17 protein-coding genes are annotated in these 19,627 nt (G+C 42.8%); 6 read left to right on the top strand and 11 right to left on the bottom strand.

What is annotated here, in order from left to right:
- Positions 1-13 precede the first annotated feature (13 nt).
- The 6 genes from B9N78_RS12480 to B9N78_RS12455 form a co-directional block, all read right to left on the bottom strand.
- Positions 14-1,216 (bottom strand): FprA family A-type flavoprotein, encoded by a 1,203-nt coding sequence (locus B9N78_RS12480; RefSeq protein WP_085102762.1) that lies wholly within the window; start codon positions 1,214-1,216, stop codon positions 14-16.
- A 93-nt stretch (positions 1,217-1,309) separates the two neighbouring features.
- Positions 1,310-1,468, bottom strand: coding sequence for a rubredoxin (gene rd, locus B9N78_RS12475; protein ID WP_085103336.1), 159 nt, complete (start codon positions 1,466-1,468; stop codon positions 1,310-1,312).
- Between the two features lie 31 nt (positions 1,469-1,499).
- Positions 1,500-1,679, bottom strand: coding sequence for a rubredoxin (locus B9N78_RS12470; protein ID WP_085102760.1), 180 nt, complete (start codon positions 1,677-1,679; stop codon positions 1,500-1,502).
- A 20-nt stretch (positions 1,680-1,699) separates the two neighbouring features.
- Positions 1,700-2,083 (bottom strand): desulfoferrodoxin, encoded by a 384-nt coding sequence (locus tag B9N78_RS12465; RefSeq protein ID WP_085102758.1) that lies wholly within the window; start codon positions 2,081-2,083, stop codon positions 1,700-1,702.
- Positions 2,084-2,109: 26 nt separating this feature from the next.
- Positions 2,110-2,685, bottom strand: coding sequence for a rubrerythrin (gene rbr, locus B9N78_RS12460; protein WP_085102756.1), 576 nt, complete (start codon positions 2,683-2,685; stop codon positions 2,110-2,112).
- 160 nt (positions 2,686-2,845) lie between these two features.
- Positions 2,846-3,232: a Fur family transcriptional regulator gene (locus B9N78_RS12455; RefSeq protein ID WP_137982536.1), complete on the bottom strand. Its 387-nt coding sequence runs from the start codon at positions 3,230-3,232 to the stop codon at positions 2,846-2,848.
- A gap of 230 nt (positions 3,233-3,462) precedes the next feature.
- Here B9N78_RS12455 and B9N78_RS12450 point away from each other — a divergent pair, with 230 nt between their 5' ends.
- A complete protein-coding gene (locus B9N78_RS12450) occupies positions 3,463-4,329 on the top strand; it encodes a LytR/AlgR family response regulator transcription factor (protein WP_085102754.1) in 867 nt (288 codons plus the stop codon).
- A 156-nt stretch (positions 4,330-4,485) separates the two neighbouring features.
- On the top strand, positions 4,486-6,369 hold the full coding sequence (gene acs / locus B9N78_RS12445) for an acetate--CoA ligase (RefSeq protein ID WP_085102752.1): 1,884 nt from the start codon (positions 4,486-4,488) through the stop codon (positions 6,367-6,369).
- Between the two features lie 110 nt (positions 6,370-6,479).
- On the opposite strand, the gene B9N78_RS12440 is transcribed toward acs, so the two are convergent.
- The 3 genes from B9N78_RS12440 to B9N78_RS12430 are packed head-to-tail and all read right to left on the bottom strand — an operon-like array spanning position 6,480 to position 10,235.
- Positions 6,480-7,157 carry a DUF47 domain-containing protein gene (locus tag B9N78_RS12440; RefSeq protein ID WP_085102750.1) on the bottom strand — a complete coding sequence of 226 codons (678 nt, stop codon included), beginning with the start codon at positions 7,155-7,157 and terminating at the stop codon, positions 6,480-6,482.
- A 19-nt stretch (positions 7,158-7,176) separates the two neighbouring features.
- Positions 7,177-8,412 (bottom strand): inorganic phosphate transporter, encoded by a 1,236-nt coding sequence (locus B9N78_RS12435; protein ID WP_085102748.1) that lies wholly within the window; start codon positions 8,410-8,412, stop codon positions 7,177-7,179.
- A gap of 44 nt (positions 8,413-8,456) precedes the next feature.
- On the bottom strand, positions 8,457-10,235 hold the full coding sequence (locus tag B9N78_RS12430) for an ATP-binding protein (RefSeq protein WP_245805546.1): 1,779 nt from the start codon (positions 10,233-10,235) through the stop codon (positions 8,457-8,459).
- Between the two features lie 360 nt (positions 10,236-10,595).
- Here B9N78_RS12430 and B9N78_RS12425 point away from each other — a divergent pair, with 360 nt between their 5' ends.
- A complete protein-coding gene (locus tag B9N78_RS12425) occupies positions 10,596-10,835 on the top strand; it encodes a phage regulatory CII family protein (RefSeq protein ID WP_085102746.1) in 240 nt (79 codons plus the stop codon).
- A 27-nt stretch (positions 10,836-10,862) separates the two neighbouring features.
- On the opposite strand, the gene B9N78_RS12420 is transcribed toward B9N78_RS12425, so the two are convergent.
- Positions 10,863-13,592 carry a tetratricopeptide repeat protein gene (locus B9N78_RS12420; protein ID WP_085102744.1) on the bottom strand — a complete coding sequence of 910 codons (2,730 nt, stop codon included), beginning with the start codon at positions 13,590-13,592 and terminating at the stop codon, positions 10,863-10,865.
- A gap of 164 nt (positions 13,593-13,756) precedes the next feature.
- Between B9N78_RS12420 and B9N78_RS12415 the strand changes: the two genes are divergently transcribed.
- Together B9N78_RS12415 and rlmN are read left to right on the top strand one after the other, a co-directional pair.
- A complete protein-coding gene (locus B9N78_RS12415) occupies positions 13,757-15,685 on the top strand; it encodes an ArnT family glycosyltransferase (RefSeq protein WP_085102742.1) in 1,929 nt (642 codons plus the stop codon).
- A gap of 24 nt (positions 15,686-15,709) precedes the next feature.
- Entirely contained in the window at positions 15,710-16,747 is a 1,038-nt protein-coding gene (rlmN, locus tag B9N78_RS12410) for a dual-specificity RNA methyltransferase RlmN (RefSeq protein WP_085102740.1), read from the top strand.
- A 69-nt stretch (positions 16,748-16,816) separates the two neighbouring features.
- On the opposite strand, the gene serB is transcribed toward rlmN, so the two are convergent.
- Complete coding sequence (gene serB / locus B9N78_RS12405; RefSeq protein ID WP_085102738.1) at positions 16,817-18,028, bottom strand: phosphoserine phosphatase SerB; 1,212 nt, start codon at positions 18,026-18,028, stop codon at positions 16,817-16,819.
- A 174-nt stretch (positions 18,029-18,202) separates the two neighbouring features.
- On the opposite strand from serB, the gene B9N78_RS12400 reads away from it, so the two are divergent.
- Positions 18,203-19,594: a sensor histidine kinase gene (locus tag B9N78_RS12400; RefSeq protein WP_085102736.1), complete on the top strand. Its 1,392-nt coding sequence runs from the start codon at positions 18,203-18,205 to the stop codon at positions 19,592-19,594.
- Positions 19,595-19,627: the final 33 nt, after the last annotated feature.

Here is a 19,627-nt window from a genome sequence, read left to right as displayed (position 1 = left end):
ATTTACCTGATAATTAGGCGTTTTTAGCTTTTACAGCTTTAGCGATTTCGCGTCCCAGTTCATAACATTCCTCATAGGATTTATGATCAGGACGGTTTTTAACTTTGATATTAGGTTCAATAATTTCCATGCCCATAGTTTCCAGCCATTCTCTGAGAATCTTAACGCATTCTCCGCTCCAGCCGAATGAACCGAAACATGCTCCGATTTTATTCTGAGGTCTAAGGCCCTTAACATAAGTCAGAGCATCAGCCATACCGGGAAGAATTCCGTTGTTATGAGTAGGTGAGCCGATAATGACTGCGCCTGCGTCAAAGACTTCAGACATAATATCACTGTGGTGGTTAGCTTTCACATTCATGATTCTAACACTGACACCTTCGTCTGCGAGGCCGGAAGCAATAGCTCCAGCCATATGCTCGGTGGATTTCCACATGGTGTCATAAATGATGACAGCTTTGTTTGTGGTTCTTTGCTCTGCGTATTCTACGTATTTCTGGCAAGCATACGCTACATCTTCACCTCTGAACATCAAACCGTGGTCTGGGCAGAGAGTGTCGATATCAAGGTTAAGACTTTCTAAGAATTCGATAGTTTTCAAAACCTTAGGGGAATAAGGATTGACGATGTTGGCATAGTACTGAGCCATTAGATCAGTTACTTTTTCTTTGCTTACTTCATCTGCGAATCTTTCACTGGTTGCCCAGTTCTGTCCGAATGCATCACTTGAAATGAGCATTTTGGCTTCAGGAATGCAGGTGAACATGTTGTCAGGCCAATGGAGCATTTTGGTTTCGTAAAAGCGGAGAGTTTTTTTACCTAAGGAAATTTCATCTCCGGAATTTGCGATAACTATCGGCCAGTCTTTGCAGTCAAAGAAAGTGCCGAGCGATTTTGCACCCATAGGTGAAATGAAAATCTTTTCAGGTTTGCAAAGTTCAACCATGCGGGCAAGACAGCCTGAATGGTCAGGTTCTAAATGGTTAACGACAATATAGTCAATTTTTTCAAGTTCAGTCAGCTGTGAAACTGAGCAAAGGAACTGGCTTTCAAATGCTGCCGGAACAGTATCAACTAAGGCTCTTTTTTCATCTTCAACGTAAAAGGCATTGTATGTTGTACCCTTAGAGGAAAGAGCATAACCGTGGAAGTTGCGACAATTCCAGTCAACAACTCCAACCCAATGAATACCTTCTTTTATTTGAACAGGTCTCACTATAAAATCCTACTGCTTTAGAAGTTTAAGATAGAAAGCCGGGATTCTCCCGGCTTTCTGTGTAAATAATTTTGATGAGAAATTGAGCCGTTTTTAGGACTCAGGCTCGAAGTCATCCTTGGATGCTCCGCAGACAGGACATTCCCAATCATCTGGAATGTCTTCAAATTTAGTTCCGGCAGCGACTCCGCCATCAGGATCTCCTACAGAAGGATCATAAACCCAGCCACATATAGTACATACGTATTTCATTTTAAAATCTCCTTTTTGAATTAAATATTCTTTAAGCAAGTGATTTAAAAGACTTCTTGGTAGCTCCGCAAATAGGGCATTTCCAATCTTCAGGTAGATCCTTAAATTGAATCCCCTTTGCAATTTTACCTTTTTTATCACCTTTGTCAGGGTTGTAGATATAACCGCAGTTACTTACCTGGCATTGGTACATTTCTTCTGGACTACTCATATCAACCTCTAACTCTAAGGCTATGCTTTCCAGAGGCCGTGCAGGTTACAGTATTCACGGGCCGTCACCGGTTCGTCTCCGAATTTACAGCCGCAGAATTCTGCTACAGGGGCATCGCCGGGATGAAGCTTTTTCAGGTAACGATTATTACCGGAAACAAGCTCAATCCATTCGATATAATGCTTTTCTTCCATAGGGTGGGCAACAGATCCAACAGAAACTTTGTATCCGCCTTCGATCTTTTCAATGACAGGAACATGTTTTTCTTTTGCAGCGTCAACAGTGTTTTCAGTCATGAGTATCATGTCTTTTCCGCAGCAAACTAGGTTGCCTTCACCGGCGTGCATGACCATTGTGATATTACCGCAAGCTTCACATTTGTAGATTTCAAAAAGTTTGGCCATTGTATTCTCCATTTCATGGTTAGAAATTAATAGTTCTCACTGACTAGCTGGAAGTGAGCCTGTGGATGTGCGCATGCAGGACACTGACGGGGAGCTTCATTCCCTGTGTGGATGTAGCTGCAGTTCTGACATTGCCATACCACGCTAGAGTCTTTAACAAAGACTTTACCGTCTTTAATATTTTTAGCAAGAGTAAGATAACGTTTTTCATGAAACTCTTCTGCAACAGCAATCGCTCTGAAAATGGCGGCAATTGTTGTAAATCCTTCCTCTTCCGCTATTTTCGCAAAAGATGGATACATGTGCTGCCATTCTTCGTTTTCGCCAGCGGCAGCAGCTAAAAGATTGTCTGCTGTCGTTCCGACAACTCCTGCAGGAAATGAAGCGGATACTTCTACAGCTCCGCCTTCAAGGAGTTTGAACAGTCGTTTAGCGTGTTCTTTTTCCTGATTAGCTGTTTCTTCAAAAATATTTGCAATTTGAACGAAACCGTCTTTTTTTGCCTGTGAAGCAAAATATGTGTAACGATTACGAGCCTGTGATTCACCTGCAAAGGCAGTTAGGATATTTTTTTCAGTACGGGAACCTTTCAATCCAGCCATTTCATATTCTCCTTTGGTAAATATTTTAGACGTGATCTTACCACGCTGTACTACTCAAGAAAGTATCAGCTAATATAAGTTCTGTCATTTTTTTTGTAAATAATCGTTCGATAATAAGGAATTATATTATCGAGAAAGTATAATATTCAGGTAAAAAGTTTTAACAGCTGTGTTTACAATCTGGGCATAAACCATAGTACTCAATGGTACATCCGGTAATCTTAAATCCTTTGGCCTCCAATTGGCTCAAAGTCGGGACTTCCACAGCAAACGTAATATCTTCAACTTTTCCGCATTCCGTACACCTCATATGAGGATGGGGCATAGCGTTTCCGTCAAATCTGTTTTTGCCGCCTGATTCAATTTTAAGGATCACTCCGTTAGAAGCCATCAATTCCAAGTTTCTGTAAACAGTACCCAGACTGATGTTGCTGATCCTTTTTCTGACTAACTCATAAAGCTCATCGGCTGTAGGGTGACATGTAACACTCTTCAACTCTTCAAGTATGAGTTCTCTTTGTTTTGATCTTCTTTGTCCTATTTTCATAATGACCTCTGGCTAAACTAATAGTAATAATTCTTGTTAATGTCAATGTCCTCTAAAATATTTATTTGTTATCATCAAGAGAATTGACTCTTTTTTAGTAAAAATGTTGCAGAAACAACTTCTATTAAAACTTTAAAGACTTTAAATCAATCTGAACAGATTTCTTGCAGTTGCAGATAATTAAAGCTATCCCTAAAATAACTAGGTTAATTTGTTGTTGCGGAGATGTTTTGCCCAGCCTCAAAACGTTAATTCTTCATCCGGACTCAAAGGTCAGATCAGCCATCCGGGAAAGTCTGCGCGGAGTGAAAGTCGTGCGCCTTCTTGGTGAAACTGTGCGCGCGGATGAAGCACTTGAGTTGCACAAAGAGGTTGGGTACGGGATCATTTTTCTGGCTATCGATTTTAATGAAGGAATAAGCGGCATTGAACTTGCGCAAACTCTTGGATCCAGCAAAAATAAACCGGGATTAATTTTTATAGCTGAAGATGAGACAAACGCTTATTTGGCATTTGAACTTGGCGCAGTTGATTATCTTATCTGGCCTCCGGATAAAGACAGGATGGCGAAGACAGTTGAACGTATTTCCAGATTTAAGAGCCATTTTCGCGAGATTCCTGAACCGTCTGACTGGAAGGAGTCCGGCACAGGCGTAGAAACAGGAGAAGAGACTTTACAACTCCCTCTTGAAGAAGAAGAGCAGGACAGATTTCTGGCTGCTCTGAAACATGCATGGGACTATTCGCAAACCCGCCAGCCTGAAATTGAAAAACTTCCCGTCAATCAGGACGGGCGGATGATTCTTATTCCGTATACTCAGATAATTTTTGTAGAAGCCTATGAAGATTATTCTTATGTGCACACCGCAACACAGAAATTTCTCACTTCGCACAGGCTCAAGACGCTTGAAGAGCGTCTTGAGCCTCACCGTTTTTTCAGAGTTCATCGTAAATATCTGGTAAATCTTGAAATGGTCACGGAAGTAGCATCTCTCCCCGGCAGTAATTTTATGCTTCGCACGGCAGGACGTACCAGAATTGAGCTTCCCATCAGCAGAAGGCGGATAGGTAAACTGAAACAGATACTGGGGATGTAAAGATGCCGCTTATCGAATCCCTTTCACCGTTTGCCGAATATTGTAAGCAAATATCATTCTGTCTGTGTATAGATGAGGCTGGAAGAATTGTTTCGGGTTTGAATAAGTTATTTTCAATTGATGTTTGTTTTGGCGCATCAACAAAGGGAGTGTGGCATGGATAGTCCTGAACCGCTGGATAGTCTCCTGCACGAAGAACGGGTGTTCAGACCCTTGCCGCAGATGATAATCGAGGCCGGAATTAATCCACAGGATTTAATTGCGGCACGCGCTCGTGCTGATTCTGATCTCTGCTCCTATTGGGAAGAAGCCGCCGAAGAACTTGACTGGTTTACGAAGTGGGATCAGGTGCTCGATGATTCAAATGCTCCTAATTACAAGTGGTTCACAGGAGCCAGATGTAATATTGTATACAATGCGCTCGACCGCCATATCGAGACAGTTAATAAAAATCGCTTGGCCCTGATTTGGGAAGGCGAACCGGGTGATTCCCGACAGTTCACATATTATGAGCTTTACCGCGCGGTAAACAAGTTCGCCAACGGTTTGCGTTCCCTTGGAGTTACAAAAGGGGATCGTGTTGTTCTCTATATGCCGCAACTTCCCGAAACGGTTATTTCAATGCTTGCCTGCGCCAGAATAGGGGCGGTCCATTCGCTTGTTTTTTCCGGTTTTTCAGCAAAAAATCTTCGGGAGCGGATTAGAGAAATTCAGCCGCGGGTTGTGGTCACTGTGGACGGGTTCTATCGTAACGGACAGGTAATCAGGCTGAAGGAAGCTGTTGACAGTGCTCTTCTTGATAATCCTTCTGAAAAGCTTGAGTCTGTTGTGGTCGTACACAGGGCTAATGTTGAAGTCGCGATGGATTCCGCCAGAGACTATTGGTATGAAGATATTGTCCGCCATGAGCGTGCTCATGCCGCCGCTGAAATAATGGATTCAAGTGATCCTCTCTTTATCCTTCATACCTCGGGAACAGCCGGTAAACCGAAGGGAATAATTCATTCTCACGGCGGTTATATGGTCGGCGTGCACAGAACTTTCAAATGGGTTTTTGATCTCAAACCTACGGATATCTTCTGGTGTTCGGCTGATCCGGGCTGGATAACAGGTCACAGTTACCTTGTTTACGGTCCGCTGTTAGCCGGAACGACTACTGTAATGTATGAAGGACATGCTCTTTATCCGCAGGCCGACAGGCTTTGGAATATTATTTCAAAATACGGTGTTTCAATTTTCTACACATCACCTACGCAGATTCGTACCTTGATGAGGTTCGGACATCGCTATCCAGATCAGCATGACCTTTCCACTTTGCGTATTCTCGGAGCGGTCGGCGAACCCTTCAATCCTGAAGCATGGATCTGGCTGTACGAGAATATCGGGAAAAGTCAGTGTCCTGTTCTCGACACATGGTGGCAGACAGAGACTGGCATGATTATGATCAGCCCCATGCCCGTATCAGTGCTTAAGCCCGGGTCTGTCACAAGGGCTCTTCCTGGCGTGGATGCGGATGTGGTTAATCTTAAAGGTGAACCAGTCCCGGCCGGAAAAGGCGGATTCCTTGTCATTAAAAAGCCGTGGCCTGCAATGTTCAGTGCCGTCTTAAATGATGATCGCGCACTTGTTGATCATTACTGGGGCATTATACCGGGGATGTTTTATGCCGGAGATGTGGCCCGCAAAGATGAAGACGGCTATTTCTGGATTCAGGGGCGCGCGGATGATGTTTTAAACATTGCCGGACATCGTATCGGCTCTGCTGAAGTAGAAAGTGCTCTGACGGGGCACCACGATATTGCAGAAGCTGTTGTAATAGGCGTGCCGGATAAGATTAAGGGAGAAGTCGCAAAGGCTTTTGTAACTCTCATTTATGACGCGGTCGAGTCTGATGAGTTGCACAAAGAGTTGATAGATCACATTCACCGCGAACTCGGAACAATCGTCGCTGTCAAAAGCATTGAATTCTGTGACGAGCTGCCGAAGACCTCCAGTGGAAAAGTTAAGCGGATGGCCTTAAAGGAAAGGGAAGGGTTGTAAGGGGGCCGGCGTCTTAAATATTTTTGGTTGGCGTGGTAAGTAATATTACAAAAACACCCCTGAAATTTTAATTTCAGGGGTGTTTTTTTGTGTGAGATATATGCGTGAGCTTAGCGGGCTAACATTGCACGGAGGATATCGGCGCATCCTTCTGCGTCGTGCGCCATTTCGCTTAGGCAGGCAACAAAGTGCATGAGCTGATAAATGTCTTTAAAATCCATGTCTGAGTTATAAATCTTGCTGGAAAGGTCTTTTCTCAGTTCAACCGCTTTTGCATAATGTGTGCGGACTTTTCTGATTTTTCTTTTTGTGCTTTCACGGTCAAGAGAAGTTCCATCGTTAAGTTTAATGGTTGCCTTCAATGCCGGTCCGAGACGCATTGTTGTATCGTTTACCTCTGAAAGAAGGATAATTAAATCTTTCTGATAGATGTCGGGGATACTTACTTTACGCATGGCGAGCCAATGAAGTGCTTCCTGTGCGTTGTCGAGGATATTATCCTGACTGCGGGTGTAGTTAAAAAACAGAGTTTTATCTACAGACATAAACATGCTGTGCGGCAGGTGATTACGGATAGATCTTTTGATCTTATCTGCTTCACTTTCCACTTTGTCGATCTGCGCAATAAGATCGCCGAATTCTTTGCATGTTGAATTGCCTGTTACATAGCATTCAACAGAGTCATTAATTATTTGAATACACTCAGCAATTTTATCGTAATGCTTTGTTAATCCATCCATAGGATTCTTCGAACCTATTAAATCTAGAAAGGGCAGACGAAAACGCATATTGCCTCCTTATATTTTATCAGATGCAAGCCCATTTGAGCAGGCTGAATATTATTATGCTGGTCAGAGCTGCTATTGGTACAGTCAGTAACCAATAAACAACAATTTTGCCAAGTATTTTAAAATTAACAGCAGAGAAGCCTCTTGCCAGACCGACACCGACAACTGAACCGACGGCTGCATGGGTTGATGATACTGGAAGACCCATGTTGGACGCAACAAGAACCGTTGTCGCTGCGCCGAAATCTACAGCAAAACCACGGGTGTTGGTAAGTGTCGTAATTTTAGTACCGACTGTTCCCATAACTTTATGTCCAAGGAGTGCGATACCTATAGCAATACCTATTCCGCCCATAACCAGCAAGCCTATCGGCACCTCGGCGTTGGCAGAGAGAATGTGCTCTTTGGAAATAAGGTAGATGGCAGCAACCGGGCCGATTGCGTTCGCAACATCATTTGCACCCTGTGAAAGGGCAACATAGCAGGATGTTCCGACTTGCAGCTTTCTGAATGTTTCTTCAACAGCTTCCGCCCCTTGCTCAGGGTCTCCGACAAGTTTTGATACGCCTAGTCTGCCGGCAAACCAGACTGCTCCTGAAATGGAGAGAGCAATGGCCAGTGAACCTAAGAAAGGAAGATGCAGATTTTTTCCGAAAGGCGTTTTGTAGAGAAAGGAAAGGGAGATAAGTAAAACGGTAAGTCCCATCCAGATCGGAGCCCATTTTTTGGCTTGATGGATGAAGTCCTTTTGAAAAAGGATTGTCTTACGTATATGTGTAAAAATTAAATAAGCTATGGTCGCAGCAAAGAATGGAGAAATAATCCAGGACATAACGATCCCGACCATTTTCATCCAGTTTACAACATCCGGTCCGCCTGCAACCAGTCCGAATCCTAGGATACTACCGACGATTGAGTGGGTAGACGATACTGGAAGTGCCGTAAGTGTCGATATCAAAACCCATAATCCGGCAGCAAGTAACGAGGCAAACATACCGATCATTACTATTTTAGGATCAGCAATAGCATCGGCATTAATGATTCCTTTACTGACAGTTGCAGTTACCTGTGATCCAAGGAAGACCGCTCCGGCGAAGTTTAGTACCCCCGCAATGAGAACCGCTTGCTTGATGCTGATTGCTTTTGCCCCGACTGCCGATGCCATGGAGTTCGCCACGTCATTTGCACCCAGGTTAAAAGCCATCATGAACCCTGCGAACAGGGACAGATAGAAAAACACATCATAAATATCCATTAAAGATAAACCTCTTATTCAAAACTTATAAAGTTTTATCGGCGTTATTCGCCGTCTGCTACCGGAAGCTTTACGCAAAATGCAGAGCCTGTTCCGGTAGATGTATTAGCTGGGCTTTCAACCCATATGTCCCCATTAAAATTACGAACAAGACTGCGACAGATAGCAAGTCCCAATCCTGAGCTGCCGTTTTCGACAGCATTTTCATCAAGTTTAAAGAAACGTTCGAAAATTCTTTCTGCGTCAGAAGGAAGGATTCCAGGCCCTTCATCAATAATTTTTGTAGTTATTGAACCTTCTTCCAGCTTTGTTTCAATTTTAACAGAGCTGTTTTCCGGGGCATATTTGATGGCATTTTCAAGCAGGTTTTCAAAGATCTGGATTAATCCTTCATCTGTGCCTACAACCAATTCGTCAGGAATGATCCCTTTAATTATTTGTATATTTTTCGCAGCGGCAATTTTGGTCAGGTTGTTGATGCTGTGAAGAATTGTTCCGTTAAGGCTTGTCGGTTCTGATCGAAGTTTTTTGCCGGAGTATTCACTGCGTGCAAGAGCAAACATGCCTGTGATCACTTTTGACATGTGGTTTGCATTTTCGAGAATGATGTTCAAAAATTTAGCAAGTATTTTGGCGTCCTGAGGCGGATTATCAATAATTGTTTCAGTGTATCCCTTGATGCTTGTCAGCGGAGTGCGAAGCTGGTGTGAAGCATTGGAGACAAAGTCTCTAAGTATCATTTCGATGCGGCGGACTTCACTGATGTCATGAAATACAAGGATTAACTTACGGCGATTGCTGGAATCATTGAAAGAACAGACGGTGACGTTAAGTGACCGTCCGTCAGGGAAGTCTAAAATTATCGAATCGGATTTAGTGGAGTTTGAATTGTTGATGATCGCGTCAACGGAGTCCTGAATTTCATGACGGGTGAGGACTTCAAGAGGCATCCGTCCTTTGCTGTCTTTTGTTTCAGGGACAATTTCAGTCATAGAGTTGTTTACAGATTCAATCTTACCGTCAGTATCAAGAACCATGATGCCTTCTTTCATGTTGTCGAACATGGCATCTAGTTTGTTTTTCTGATCTTCAATGATTTCAATATGGCCTTGAATTTTACGGGCCATTGTGTTGACCGAATCCGCCAGAAGTTGATATTCACCGCCGGGGATTATGCGGATACGCTTATTGTAATCACCTTCACCGATTGCACGCGCAGTTGCAGAAATTTCTGTTACAGCGGCTGAGGTTCGCTTGCCTATATATATAAGGAGTAAGGCTGAGCCCATAGCTATTAAAAGCAGGGTAACGGCAAAGTGTGTTTTTACGCGATCAAGGCGGTCGCCGATCACTGAATATGGCAAAGCCAGACGCAGGAATTCACCTTCTTTGTTCATGGTCTTTGCTACATAGAGCATACGGGTGTCGAGCGTTTTGCTGAATCTTATATTTTCGCCTGAGCCGCTTGCTTCAGCAGCAATAACTTCAGGTCTGTTTGAATGGTCATCTAGTTTAGGCAGACGTTTTTCCTGAACTTCAGAGTCTGCTAAAACCTTACCGTCTTTAATGTACGTAATTCTGATTCCAAGTGCATGACCCAGCTGGGTGACTTGGCCCTGAAAAGCGGATGTCCCGGGAACTTCTTCACTCTTGCTGATTTGCCCGCGGACATAATTAAGCAGCCTGGAAGTATCCTGTTCGCTTGAATTGGCCAGTTCTTCGGCCACTGTTCCGTAGTAAAACCAAAACGTAAGCAACAGGGCGCAGAGCATAACCGCCCATCCCCAGAGTAGAATTTTCATGTGTAAAGATTTCTTGGGCAAAGCTCCCTCCAAACCTGTATGCTTATTTAAGAACAGAGGTCGTTTACTAGTTTTGTTACAGAGCAGTAACAAGCACGATAATGTCGTTAGGTCAAGTTATAGAAAATTCACTGGTAATTATAAGAATCGTTACAAGCCTTGCAGATTGTAACGATTGATCGGCAAATATTAATTGTTACAATCTGGTGACAATTTTACCTCTGAGTTTGTATCATTTTTATGAAAGAAATAATATTGGAAAGTGAGTTGAAGATAAAACCTTGTCATGAGCGGCATTTGGTTTGTTGAGTGTTTGAGTTTTTTATTATATCACTTACTTACTTTGGCGGGGAATAAATATTGGAAGAGGATTATTATAAAATGTCTGAAGAGATTGAAAGAGCAATACAGGAACTCGTAGTAAACGGACCGGTTCCGTTAGAGGTCCTTGCTGAAAAATTGGGAAAGAGCCCTAAAACATTGCTGCGTGAAGTAAATCCGGATGATCCGAAAGCGAAGCTTGGTGCTGAAACGCTGATGGAAATAATGCGAATTACCGGGAGTGTAGAGCCGCTTAAGCTGATGGCTGCGCAAATGAATTATATTTTGGAGTCGGAATAATCTGTTTTAGCTGAACTGTTGAAATTCTTATTTCGCTTTTGCAGGAAGCAGCCATGGGTTGCTTTTGTATAAAAAGTTCAGTTTCAACCCTTCAATATTGTTATAATCTACCTCTGTCGCTGATGATTCTTTTAGAAGAATATGAAGCGAACCTGCCTGGGGAGATACTTTTACAGATGAGGTTTGATTGTTTTTAACTGCCCTGTCAGTTGAATTTCCTGCTGTTTTTTTCGGTTCTATTCCTAGAATGTCCTGAGCCGCTTGTTTCAGCTCAGTTGATTTCACCTTTTCAATGTAACCTGACAGCTTCGCTTTAAGTTCTTTTTGAGAAGAAGATGACACAGTATTTCCAAGTGTTACAGCCTCTGGAAAGTCCGGGGAATTGTCCATGGCTTCATCGTAGAGATCGTCCGCTTCACTCTTTTGTCCTAACGCCAGATACACGCAAGCCTGATTGTTCAGCAATCTTCCTTTTTCCGTGCCGGAACTTAACCCCGCGGCTAGCCCATAAAGGGATTTAGCCCTGATAAGATTTTCTTTTGAGTTCATATAAAGTCCGGTTATGGCCAGAGCATCTGCTTGAAGTGCTACAACTTTACTTCGATTATCAGCATCGGCGGCAATGGATACAACTGCGGACTGAATCGCCTCGGCAAGAGGTAGTGTCGGGTGTATAGATATTTCTCTTATAAGAATGTTAATCTGCGCTATCCGTGGTTCCAGCCCTACGCGGCTGCTAAGCGGGATAGTCAGCATTTTCCTGATATCTGTTCTGTCTTTTACGAAGACTGAAAAAAAATAGTTGGCGAGCAGAATCTCATCAGAATCAGGAAGTTCAGTTTTTAACAGATCGGTCTGTACATACATGTTCTCACATGCGGAATCATTAGCAATAGGTGTATAGGATAACCAGTCATCAAGAACATTTATTCCTGCCTTGATAAGCAATGCTTGAGCCTTGTTGAATTGCTCATATCCTGCATCATAAAGTGCGGCCTTGGGTAAAAGAAATCTGGTTGCAGAAGCCTCTTCTGAGTTTCTGCCTTCAATATTGATTGTAGGTAGAGCCTCGCCTGTGATTCTTTTCAGGGTGTAAGCAAGAGCCAGTTCATAAAAAAAGCGGTCACGATGATTCAGCTTGGAAGCTCTTTCTATGTAAGGTCTTGCAGAGTAAAGATTTCCGGTTCTTTGGAATGCAAGTCTTCCGAATCCTGTGAAGGGTCTTGCGTCATCAGGTTTCTCTTCATGAAGACGATGAAATAATGGCTCGGCCAGATCCGGTCTGTTCAGAAGAATTAAAGCATCACCTTTTTCAAGTTGCAGTTCAAATTCATCTTTGTCAGAAATGGCCAGCACTGTCTCACATAATGCGGCCCAGCGATCCAGTGATTTTATTTGTTTTTTAGCAGACAGGTTCAAATTTGGTTCTGCAAGTAACGGACGGAGCCGTGCCGACGCGGCGTCACCGGAGTTTTTATCAAGATTGCTGTACTGAGTCTGTGCGGCAAGAATAAGCATTTCCGGTGAGACAGGAAGTGACGAAATCACAATGGAGGCTTTTAACAAAGGAGCCGCGCGTTTGACATCCTCTACCTTTAGAGCCTGCTCCCCTAGTGAAGATAAAACCCACGGGATAATCGGGGAATGTGGACTGTCGGAATATAATCTGGATGCTAGAGTTACTTCTGCTTCGGCCGCGATGTCATGTGATTGATTTAAAAATTCGATGCGGCTAAGCATTTTATCCATTGTTTCAGGATCAGAAGAATTCTGCATGAAGTCTCTTTGAAATTGTGCAGTTATATCTCTGGCTGTTTTAGAATCAAGAACAGAGCACATCTTAAAAAGAATTACACATAAGTCTCTGCATGGAGTGTTATAGGAATAGATTCTATTTCGAATGGCGGAAGCAATACTTACAAAATATTCAAGATTTTCTATGGTATATGCTGAATCAGTTGATTCAAATGTTATAAGAGCTTTTTCTGCTTCATGCGCAAGAAAACCTGCACTGACAGTGGATAAATCTTTTTGTTCAGGATCTTCAGGAATTGCTGGGAATTCCGGCAGATCATCTGTAGCTGGGCCTAGAATATTGTCAATAACAGCTTTTCCGGGGCCGTCCATGCTGTTTGCAATAACCATGACTCCTTCTTTTACCGTAATTCTGAGCTGACGGCCTTCAGGTCCGGGAGCTATGTAGAGCTGTGCATTTTTAAATAATCCACAATTTTCAAGAATAATTCTTCCTGCAATAATTTTTTCAGGCGAAGCAGTTTCGCCGGGGCGAATTTGAGCTAAGGCCATCACCGCATTCGGAGTAAGCCTTGAATCTCCGACAATTTCAATTGAAGTTATAGTCTGGCTGGAAAGAAATTTAGCGACAGATTTAACAAGTTTGGATGCTGCAGGCGATGTATTTGTTCCGCCTATTTGTTTTCCGTTAAAAAAAACACTCGGTTCAAGGGAAAAAGTATCGGTTAGCAGAACGGAATATGAAGTTCCTTTCTTGTTTTTTTCAACGATTCCGGCAAGAGTGTATCGGACATAATTTCTCATTGTTGAATTATTGCAACAAGTGAATCCTGCTTTTGTAAGAGATTTTGTGAGAAATTCTTTGAATTCTGTTGCAGGACGTCCTGATTTGTCTTTAAAATCTTCGATTGCAATGGTAGGCGAAGCTGCAGCCGCAATCGCGTTCAGTGTTATAAAAATTGATATAACGCAAAACAAGTTCAATGTTGATCGGAAACGCATGTCAGCCTCTTTTAATAATAGATAATCGCTGGCTTCTTATTAACCTATGAAGCTGATTTAATCCAGTACAGCTCTTTTCGACTTGGCCGGGAAAGTTTGATAAAGCTTATGCCTAGCAGGGGAACTCCTGTTTTTATGATTAATAACCTTTTAGGAACATATACATGAACTATGACTCAATGCACGGTCCTGACTATTTCTACCAGAAAAACTGGAGAATTCTTTTAGGATTATTGCTTATTTTTTCTTTTGCAGTCTCTTTTTACGGGATCTCTCTTAACTATTTTTATGATATTGATGAGCCTAAATATGCGCGCGCTGTCTATGAAATGTTTTCACAGGGGCATTTCTTTTCACCGATGTTTGACGGCATGCCCAGGATGGAAAAACCTCCGCTTACATATTGGGTTATGTACCCTTTTGCATGGCTAGCTTCACTTAACGGTTTCGGCAGCAATACTCTTTTTATTTTAAGACTGCCGACAGTTCTTTGCTCAATGCTTGTAGTTTTGGCAACGGCTTTAACAGGTAAAAAAATGTTCGGCCCGGCAACTGGATTGCTCGCGGCTTTGATGCTTCAGAGTTCTGTGCTGTTTAAGTTTATGTCTGTAATGATGAAGGTCGATATTGTTTTTACCTGTTGCGTAACATGGGCAACTTATTGCTACCTGCTGCGATATCTCGGAGATAAACGCAAAATTGTGTCTATCAGCGGAGCTGTAATTACTACTTTAGGCGTCCTGGCAAAAGGCCCGTTCGCATTTTTACCGCTGGCCGGATATGTTCTGGCTGAAGGAATCAGGTGTAATGTCCGCGCTAAGCACGAGGCTGATCAGTCCGCATCATTTTTATCCTCCATAAATGTCAGCGGAATTATCAGTAACGCATGGAAGGAGCGCAAGATTTTATTACTCTGGTCTACAACCGGATGTATCGCCTTTGCGCTTTGGCTGTACGCAGCGTGGGTGAACTCAGGCTTTGACTATTCGCAAGGACTTGTAGGCCAATTTTTCCTTAACACTTCGACCACAAGCTCAAAGCTCTTTGAAAAGCTGAGCCGGCTTGATCCGTATTTTGATACGTTGACAGTTATCTTCTTCCCTTGGGGGGGATATGTTTTTGGAGCCGTATACGGGATATGGAAATCGATTAAAGAAAAATTTGATGAAAAATACGTCTTTATGACCTGTATTTTCCTCGTATATCTTTTAACTTTTACTCTGCTGTTCAAGCTCAAATCCAACCGTTATATGCTGCCTGTTCTGCCGATTCTTTCCATCATAGTCTGCGACTGGCTTGTGAATGCAAAGCGGGATAAATCATATAGCACTTTTTTTGAAATGGGATTCATATGGCTTTGCTCCATGGGGGCAATGCTTGCTTACCGTTCTTTCAAAGCCATGAAAGTTTCGGTAAACTTGGCGGACGGTGTACCGGTTCATCAGTATATGGATACCATGATTCCGTTTTTCCTGGCTTTTGCCTGTTTCTTTGCGGTCCTGCTTGTGGTGAGTATTAAACAGGCGGAACGTCCGGTTTTGCATATAGTCGGCGGAGCCTTGGCTATAGTTGCCGTCATGCCTTTTTATTATCGAACATTACCGTCATATGTTTCCATTACTGAGAACAGGCCGATGCCGATTATGGGGCAGGCTTTAACTGACGGTCTTAAGGACATTGCAATCGGGAACATGCTTGTTTTGCACAGGCCGTTTTTTATCAAAGCCTTTCCTGATATTGTTTACTATTTTAAAAAACTTGATCACGGACAAGGTTGCATGTACTCGCTCGGATCAAGCGCGTCTCCCTTAGAAATGTTGCAAGCACTTGCCACTCCCAAAAATGCGGCTGATTTATTTAAAAGTGAGCACCATGATGCTGAAAAGTATCCTGCCTATAAATATTTTAAAGAAACTAAATTCAACAGTGCCGTAATGTTGCTCAGTGCTCATGATTACATCGAATTTGGTAGCTTTATTGAAAAGCTTCCTCCTCAGATAAAAGATATGATAGTCGTTGAAGACTTAAATACTCTTTCCGTTAAATGGGTAACCGAGCAGATTAAAATAGTTCGGTTTATTCCAAAACAATAAATTTAAAATAATAAGACATTACATATGATTGATATATTGAATCTCGATTACGAAGAGCTTGAAACTTTTATTTCAAAAGAGCTTAAAGGCCCAAAATTCAGGGTTAAGCAGATTTGGCAATGGCTGTGGCAGAAAGGCGTAAGCAATTTTGATGACATGACCAATATTGCCAAGGGGCTTCGCGAAGATTTAAAAAGCAAAGCTGTATTGAACCACCCTGAACTTGATGTTGTGCAAACGAGTAAAGATGGAACAATTAAACTTCTGTTGCGTCTTGGTGACGGAGCATTGGTTGAAACTGTTCTTATCCCTATGGAAGGACGCTATACTCAGTGTCTTTCTACACAGGTCGGCTGCGCCATGGGATGTACCTTCTGCAATACAGGGCTTATGGGGTTTGAGCGCAACATGACCATGTCTGAAATTCTCGGACAGGTTTTAGTCGGCAGGGCATATCTAGAGCAGAAAAATTTAGATCAGCTCAAGAATCTTGTTTTTATGGGAATGGGCGAACCTCTGCTTAATCTGGATGAACTGATCAAGTCTTTAAAAACTTTGAATGATCCTGAAGGGCTCAGTTTTGTGCCGCGGCGCATAACTGTTTCATCTGTCGGATTTATAAAGCAGCTTAAAGTTTTGGGTGAATCAGGTTTGACACTTCCGGCAATATCGTTGCATGCGCCGACTCAAGAGCTGCGTGAAAAGATTATGCCTAAGGCCGCGCAAACAGATATAAATGATTTACTCTCCGCAATGGATCACTACCCGCTTAAACCGCGTGAACGGGTAACTTATGAGTACCTGCTGCTCGGCGGAGTAAACGATTCAATTGAGCACGCCAAGCAACTTGTGCGCCTTTTGGGCCACCGCAAGTGCAAAGTTAATCTTATTGCATATAATCCCGGGGACAAGCCGCTCTACAAAGCTCCTGACCCTGCGCAGGTTTTAGCCTTTGAAAAATATCTGTGGGATAAAGAAATTACCGCAACTATCCGCAGGTCAATGGGACAGGATATTAAAGCAGCTTGCGGTCAGCTTAAAGCTGATAGAAAAGAAAGTTAAAAGTAAGCCTCTCAAATTAATTTGAGAGGCTTTTTTATGAAGAATTGTTTGATTACGGTATTTATCGGCTTAATCCGTCTCGCGGTCGCGCAGGCCGACTAAATATAAAATCGAATCAAGGCCGAAATGCGAGATTGATTGACGGGCATCTTTTTTTACTTTCGGCTTGGCATGAAAGGCAATACCGAGGCCCGCAATAGAGAGCATGGGTAGATCGTTTGCACCGTCTCCCACAGCAATTACCTGCTGAAGACTGATCTTTTCTTTTTTTGCAATTTCAGTGAGCAGCTCTGCTTTTTTAGCTCCGTCTACAATATCTCCGATGACATTTCCCGTCAGTTTGCCGTCTACAATCTCAAGTTCGTTTGCATAGACATAATCGACATCAAGGTGTTCTTGGAGTTTCTTGCCGAAGTAGGTGAATCCTCCGGAGAGGATAGCTGTCTTATATCCGAACTTTTTCAGGTTGGAGATAAGACGCTCAGCCCCTTCTGTGATGGGCAGTGCTTTGGCAATGTCTGCCATTACAGATTCGTCTAACCCTTTGAGAGTACTCAGTCTTTGGCGCAGACTTTCTTTAAAGTCAATTTCTCCGCGCATGGCGGATTCGGTAATGCTGCTGACAAGTTCGCCTGACCCAGCGGCTTTAGCGAGTTCGTCAATTACTTCTGTCTGAATAAGTGTGGAGTCCATATCAAAAGCAACAAGTCTTCTGTTCCGGCGGAAAGCATTGTCTTCCTGAAGAGCTATATCGACCTGCTCTTCTGTTGCCATGGTCAAAAATTTTGCGCGCATTAAATCTAGATCAAGAGGAATTCCACGCGCTGAAAATTCAATGCAGGCGTATCTTGGCGCAGGTTTTCCATCCATCGGGATGCGGCCGGACAACCTGTGGATAAAATCGATATTCAAACCGTTTTCAGCAATAATGTCCGAAACTTTTGAAATAAGGCTGCCGGTTGCTTTGTTGCCGACCAGAGTAATAATATGTCTGGGCTTGCCTTGCGCTGCGACCCAGTGTTCATATTTATCGCCTTCAATTGGCTTGAATTTAACCGTAACGCCCAGCTCGTAACCTCTGAACATGAGGTCTTTTAATACTGGGGCAGATTTTGCTTCACTTGGCAGTCTTATCAGAATTCCAAGTACAAGCTGGTTGTGGATTACAGACTGACCGATATCCAGGATATCGATACTGTAACCGGCTAGAACTTCTGTCAGTGACGAGGTCAGTCCGGGTTTGTCTTCGCCGGATATTTGAATAAGAATAATTTCAGGCATGTTCATTCCATGTTAATCAGGATGGTGGACATTCTCATAAAAATTATCTGCCGTAAACACGGGTATAGCGGTTCCATAAAAAAAGAGTAGTTCGGCTTGCTCCTTTTACTTCGGGACCGTATAGTAAGACAGCGTTGGTTTATATCCTTCTTTATAGATTCGCAGGAATAAGTTATGAATGATACAAAAAAAAGTGCTGATGTTTATTCAATTAAAACAAAAGATGCACTTGGCGTAGGCTTACATCTGATTCCAAAAATCGAACCGGAAAAGCTGTTAATTATACAGCGTCGTGTTCACGAAAAAATGGATGATTATAAAGGGTACAGTTTTTCTTCAACAGAGAAACGGGCCTTAATGATATTTTTTGATTTAGCTCAGGAATTTGATAATCTTGAAGAATTTTTTGCTGTGTGTACATCCGTTCCTAAAGTCTTGTTTAATGTTGATTGCAGACTTTATATTGCGTCCGGGCAGGACGAATTTATTTCCGTCGGAGGGACAGAAGGCAAATCACCTGTATGCACCTCCGTTCCCCTTGAAAAGGAGTTCACGGCAGGACATCTTTTTATTCCTATTCGCGGGAATCATGAACTTATCGGTCAACTTGAGTTTAAACCTGCTGAAGATGTCATCGGTTGCTATGAGATCTACAAATTTGATGATCTCTCAGATCATCAGGCTCTGTTTTTTGAAAAATTTGTTAACCGGGTCGGTTTTCAGTTGCACAGTAAGCTCTTGCGCCGCAGGAGTCAGGATCATTTAGAATTTGTCCGCAATCTTGTTAAAGATGTCGGGCACAATGTTATTGTGCCTAATATGTATTTTAAGCTGTTTTATAATCGGCTTAGGGATCGTATTGAAAGCCTTCAGACGCTTAGTGACGGGCTGGATAACAAATCAACTGAAGAAATAAAAAAAGAACTGAATACATTGTATACCGGATTAGTCTCGCAGTTTAATGAAATTCACAGTCATTACGAGCAGACAAGTCTATTTCTTGAAACACTGCTAAGGCGCAGGCATTTTGAAGAAGGACGGTATATCGTTGAAAAAAGACCGTGCAACCTTCTTAAGCAGATAATCGAGCCGCAGCTTGAACGATATAGATCCAGATTTGAGGAGCGGGGAATCAGGATAGATTTAAGTATGGGCGGAGTTCCTGATCGTGAAGTGCGCATTGTCGCTGATGTCGGTCTTATTTCGCAGGTCTATGCAAACCTTTTTTCTAACGCCGTAAAATATACCCGTGAAGTTGTTCTGTCGGACGGTAGGCATGATAAATTTACTGCATACGGGTGGGACCATCTGGAAAAATATTTTGAGAATGGCTGGGACGGGTTAAAACTGAATGTGTTTACCTCCGGCCCTCCAATCACTCAGGAAGACCGCGAACAGCTGTATCAGGCCGGATTCAGGTGTGAGAACACCGGTAATGAATACGGATCGGGGCATGGTTTGTTTTTTGTAAGACAGGTTGTGGAACTTCACGGCGGAAATGTCGGATATGAAAGCGGTGACCGCGGGAATAATTTTTATTTTATTTTACCTTTCGGAGCGGAGTAATTTCTTTTGTCAGGCTTCTGCCGAAGTACTGCT

Source organism: Desulfovibrio gilichinskyi (assembly GCF_900177375.1).
GTDB classification, from domain to species: domain Bacteria; phylum Desulfobacterota; class Desulfovibrionia; order Desulfovibrionales; family Desulfovibrionaceae; genus Maridesulfovibrio; species Maridesulfovibrio gilichinskyi.
Note: the sequence above shows the minus strand (reverse complement) of the source record. Positions and strands in the feature narration are given on the sequence as shown.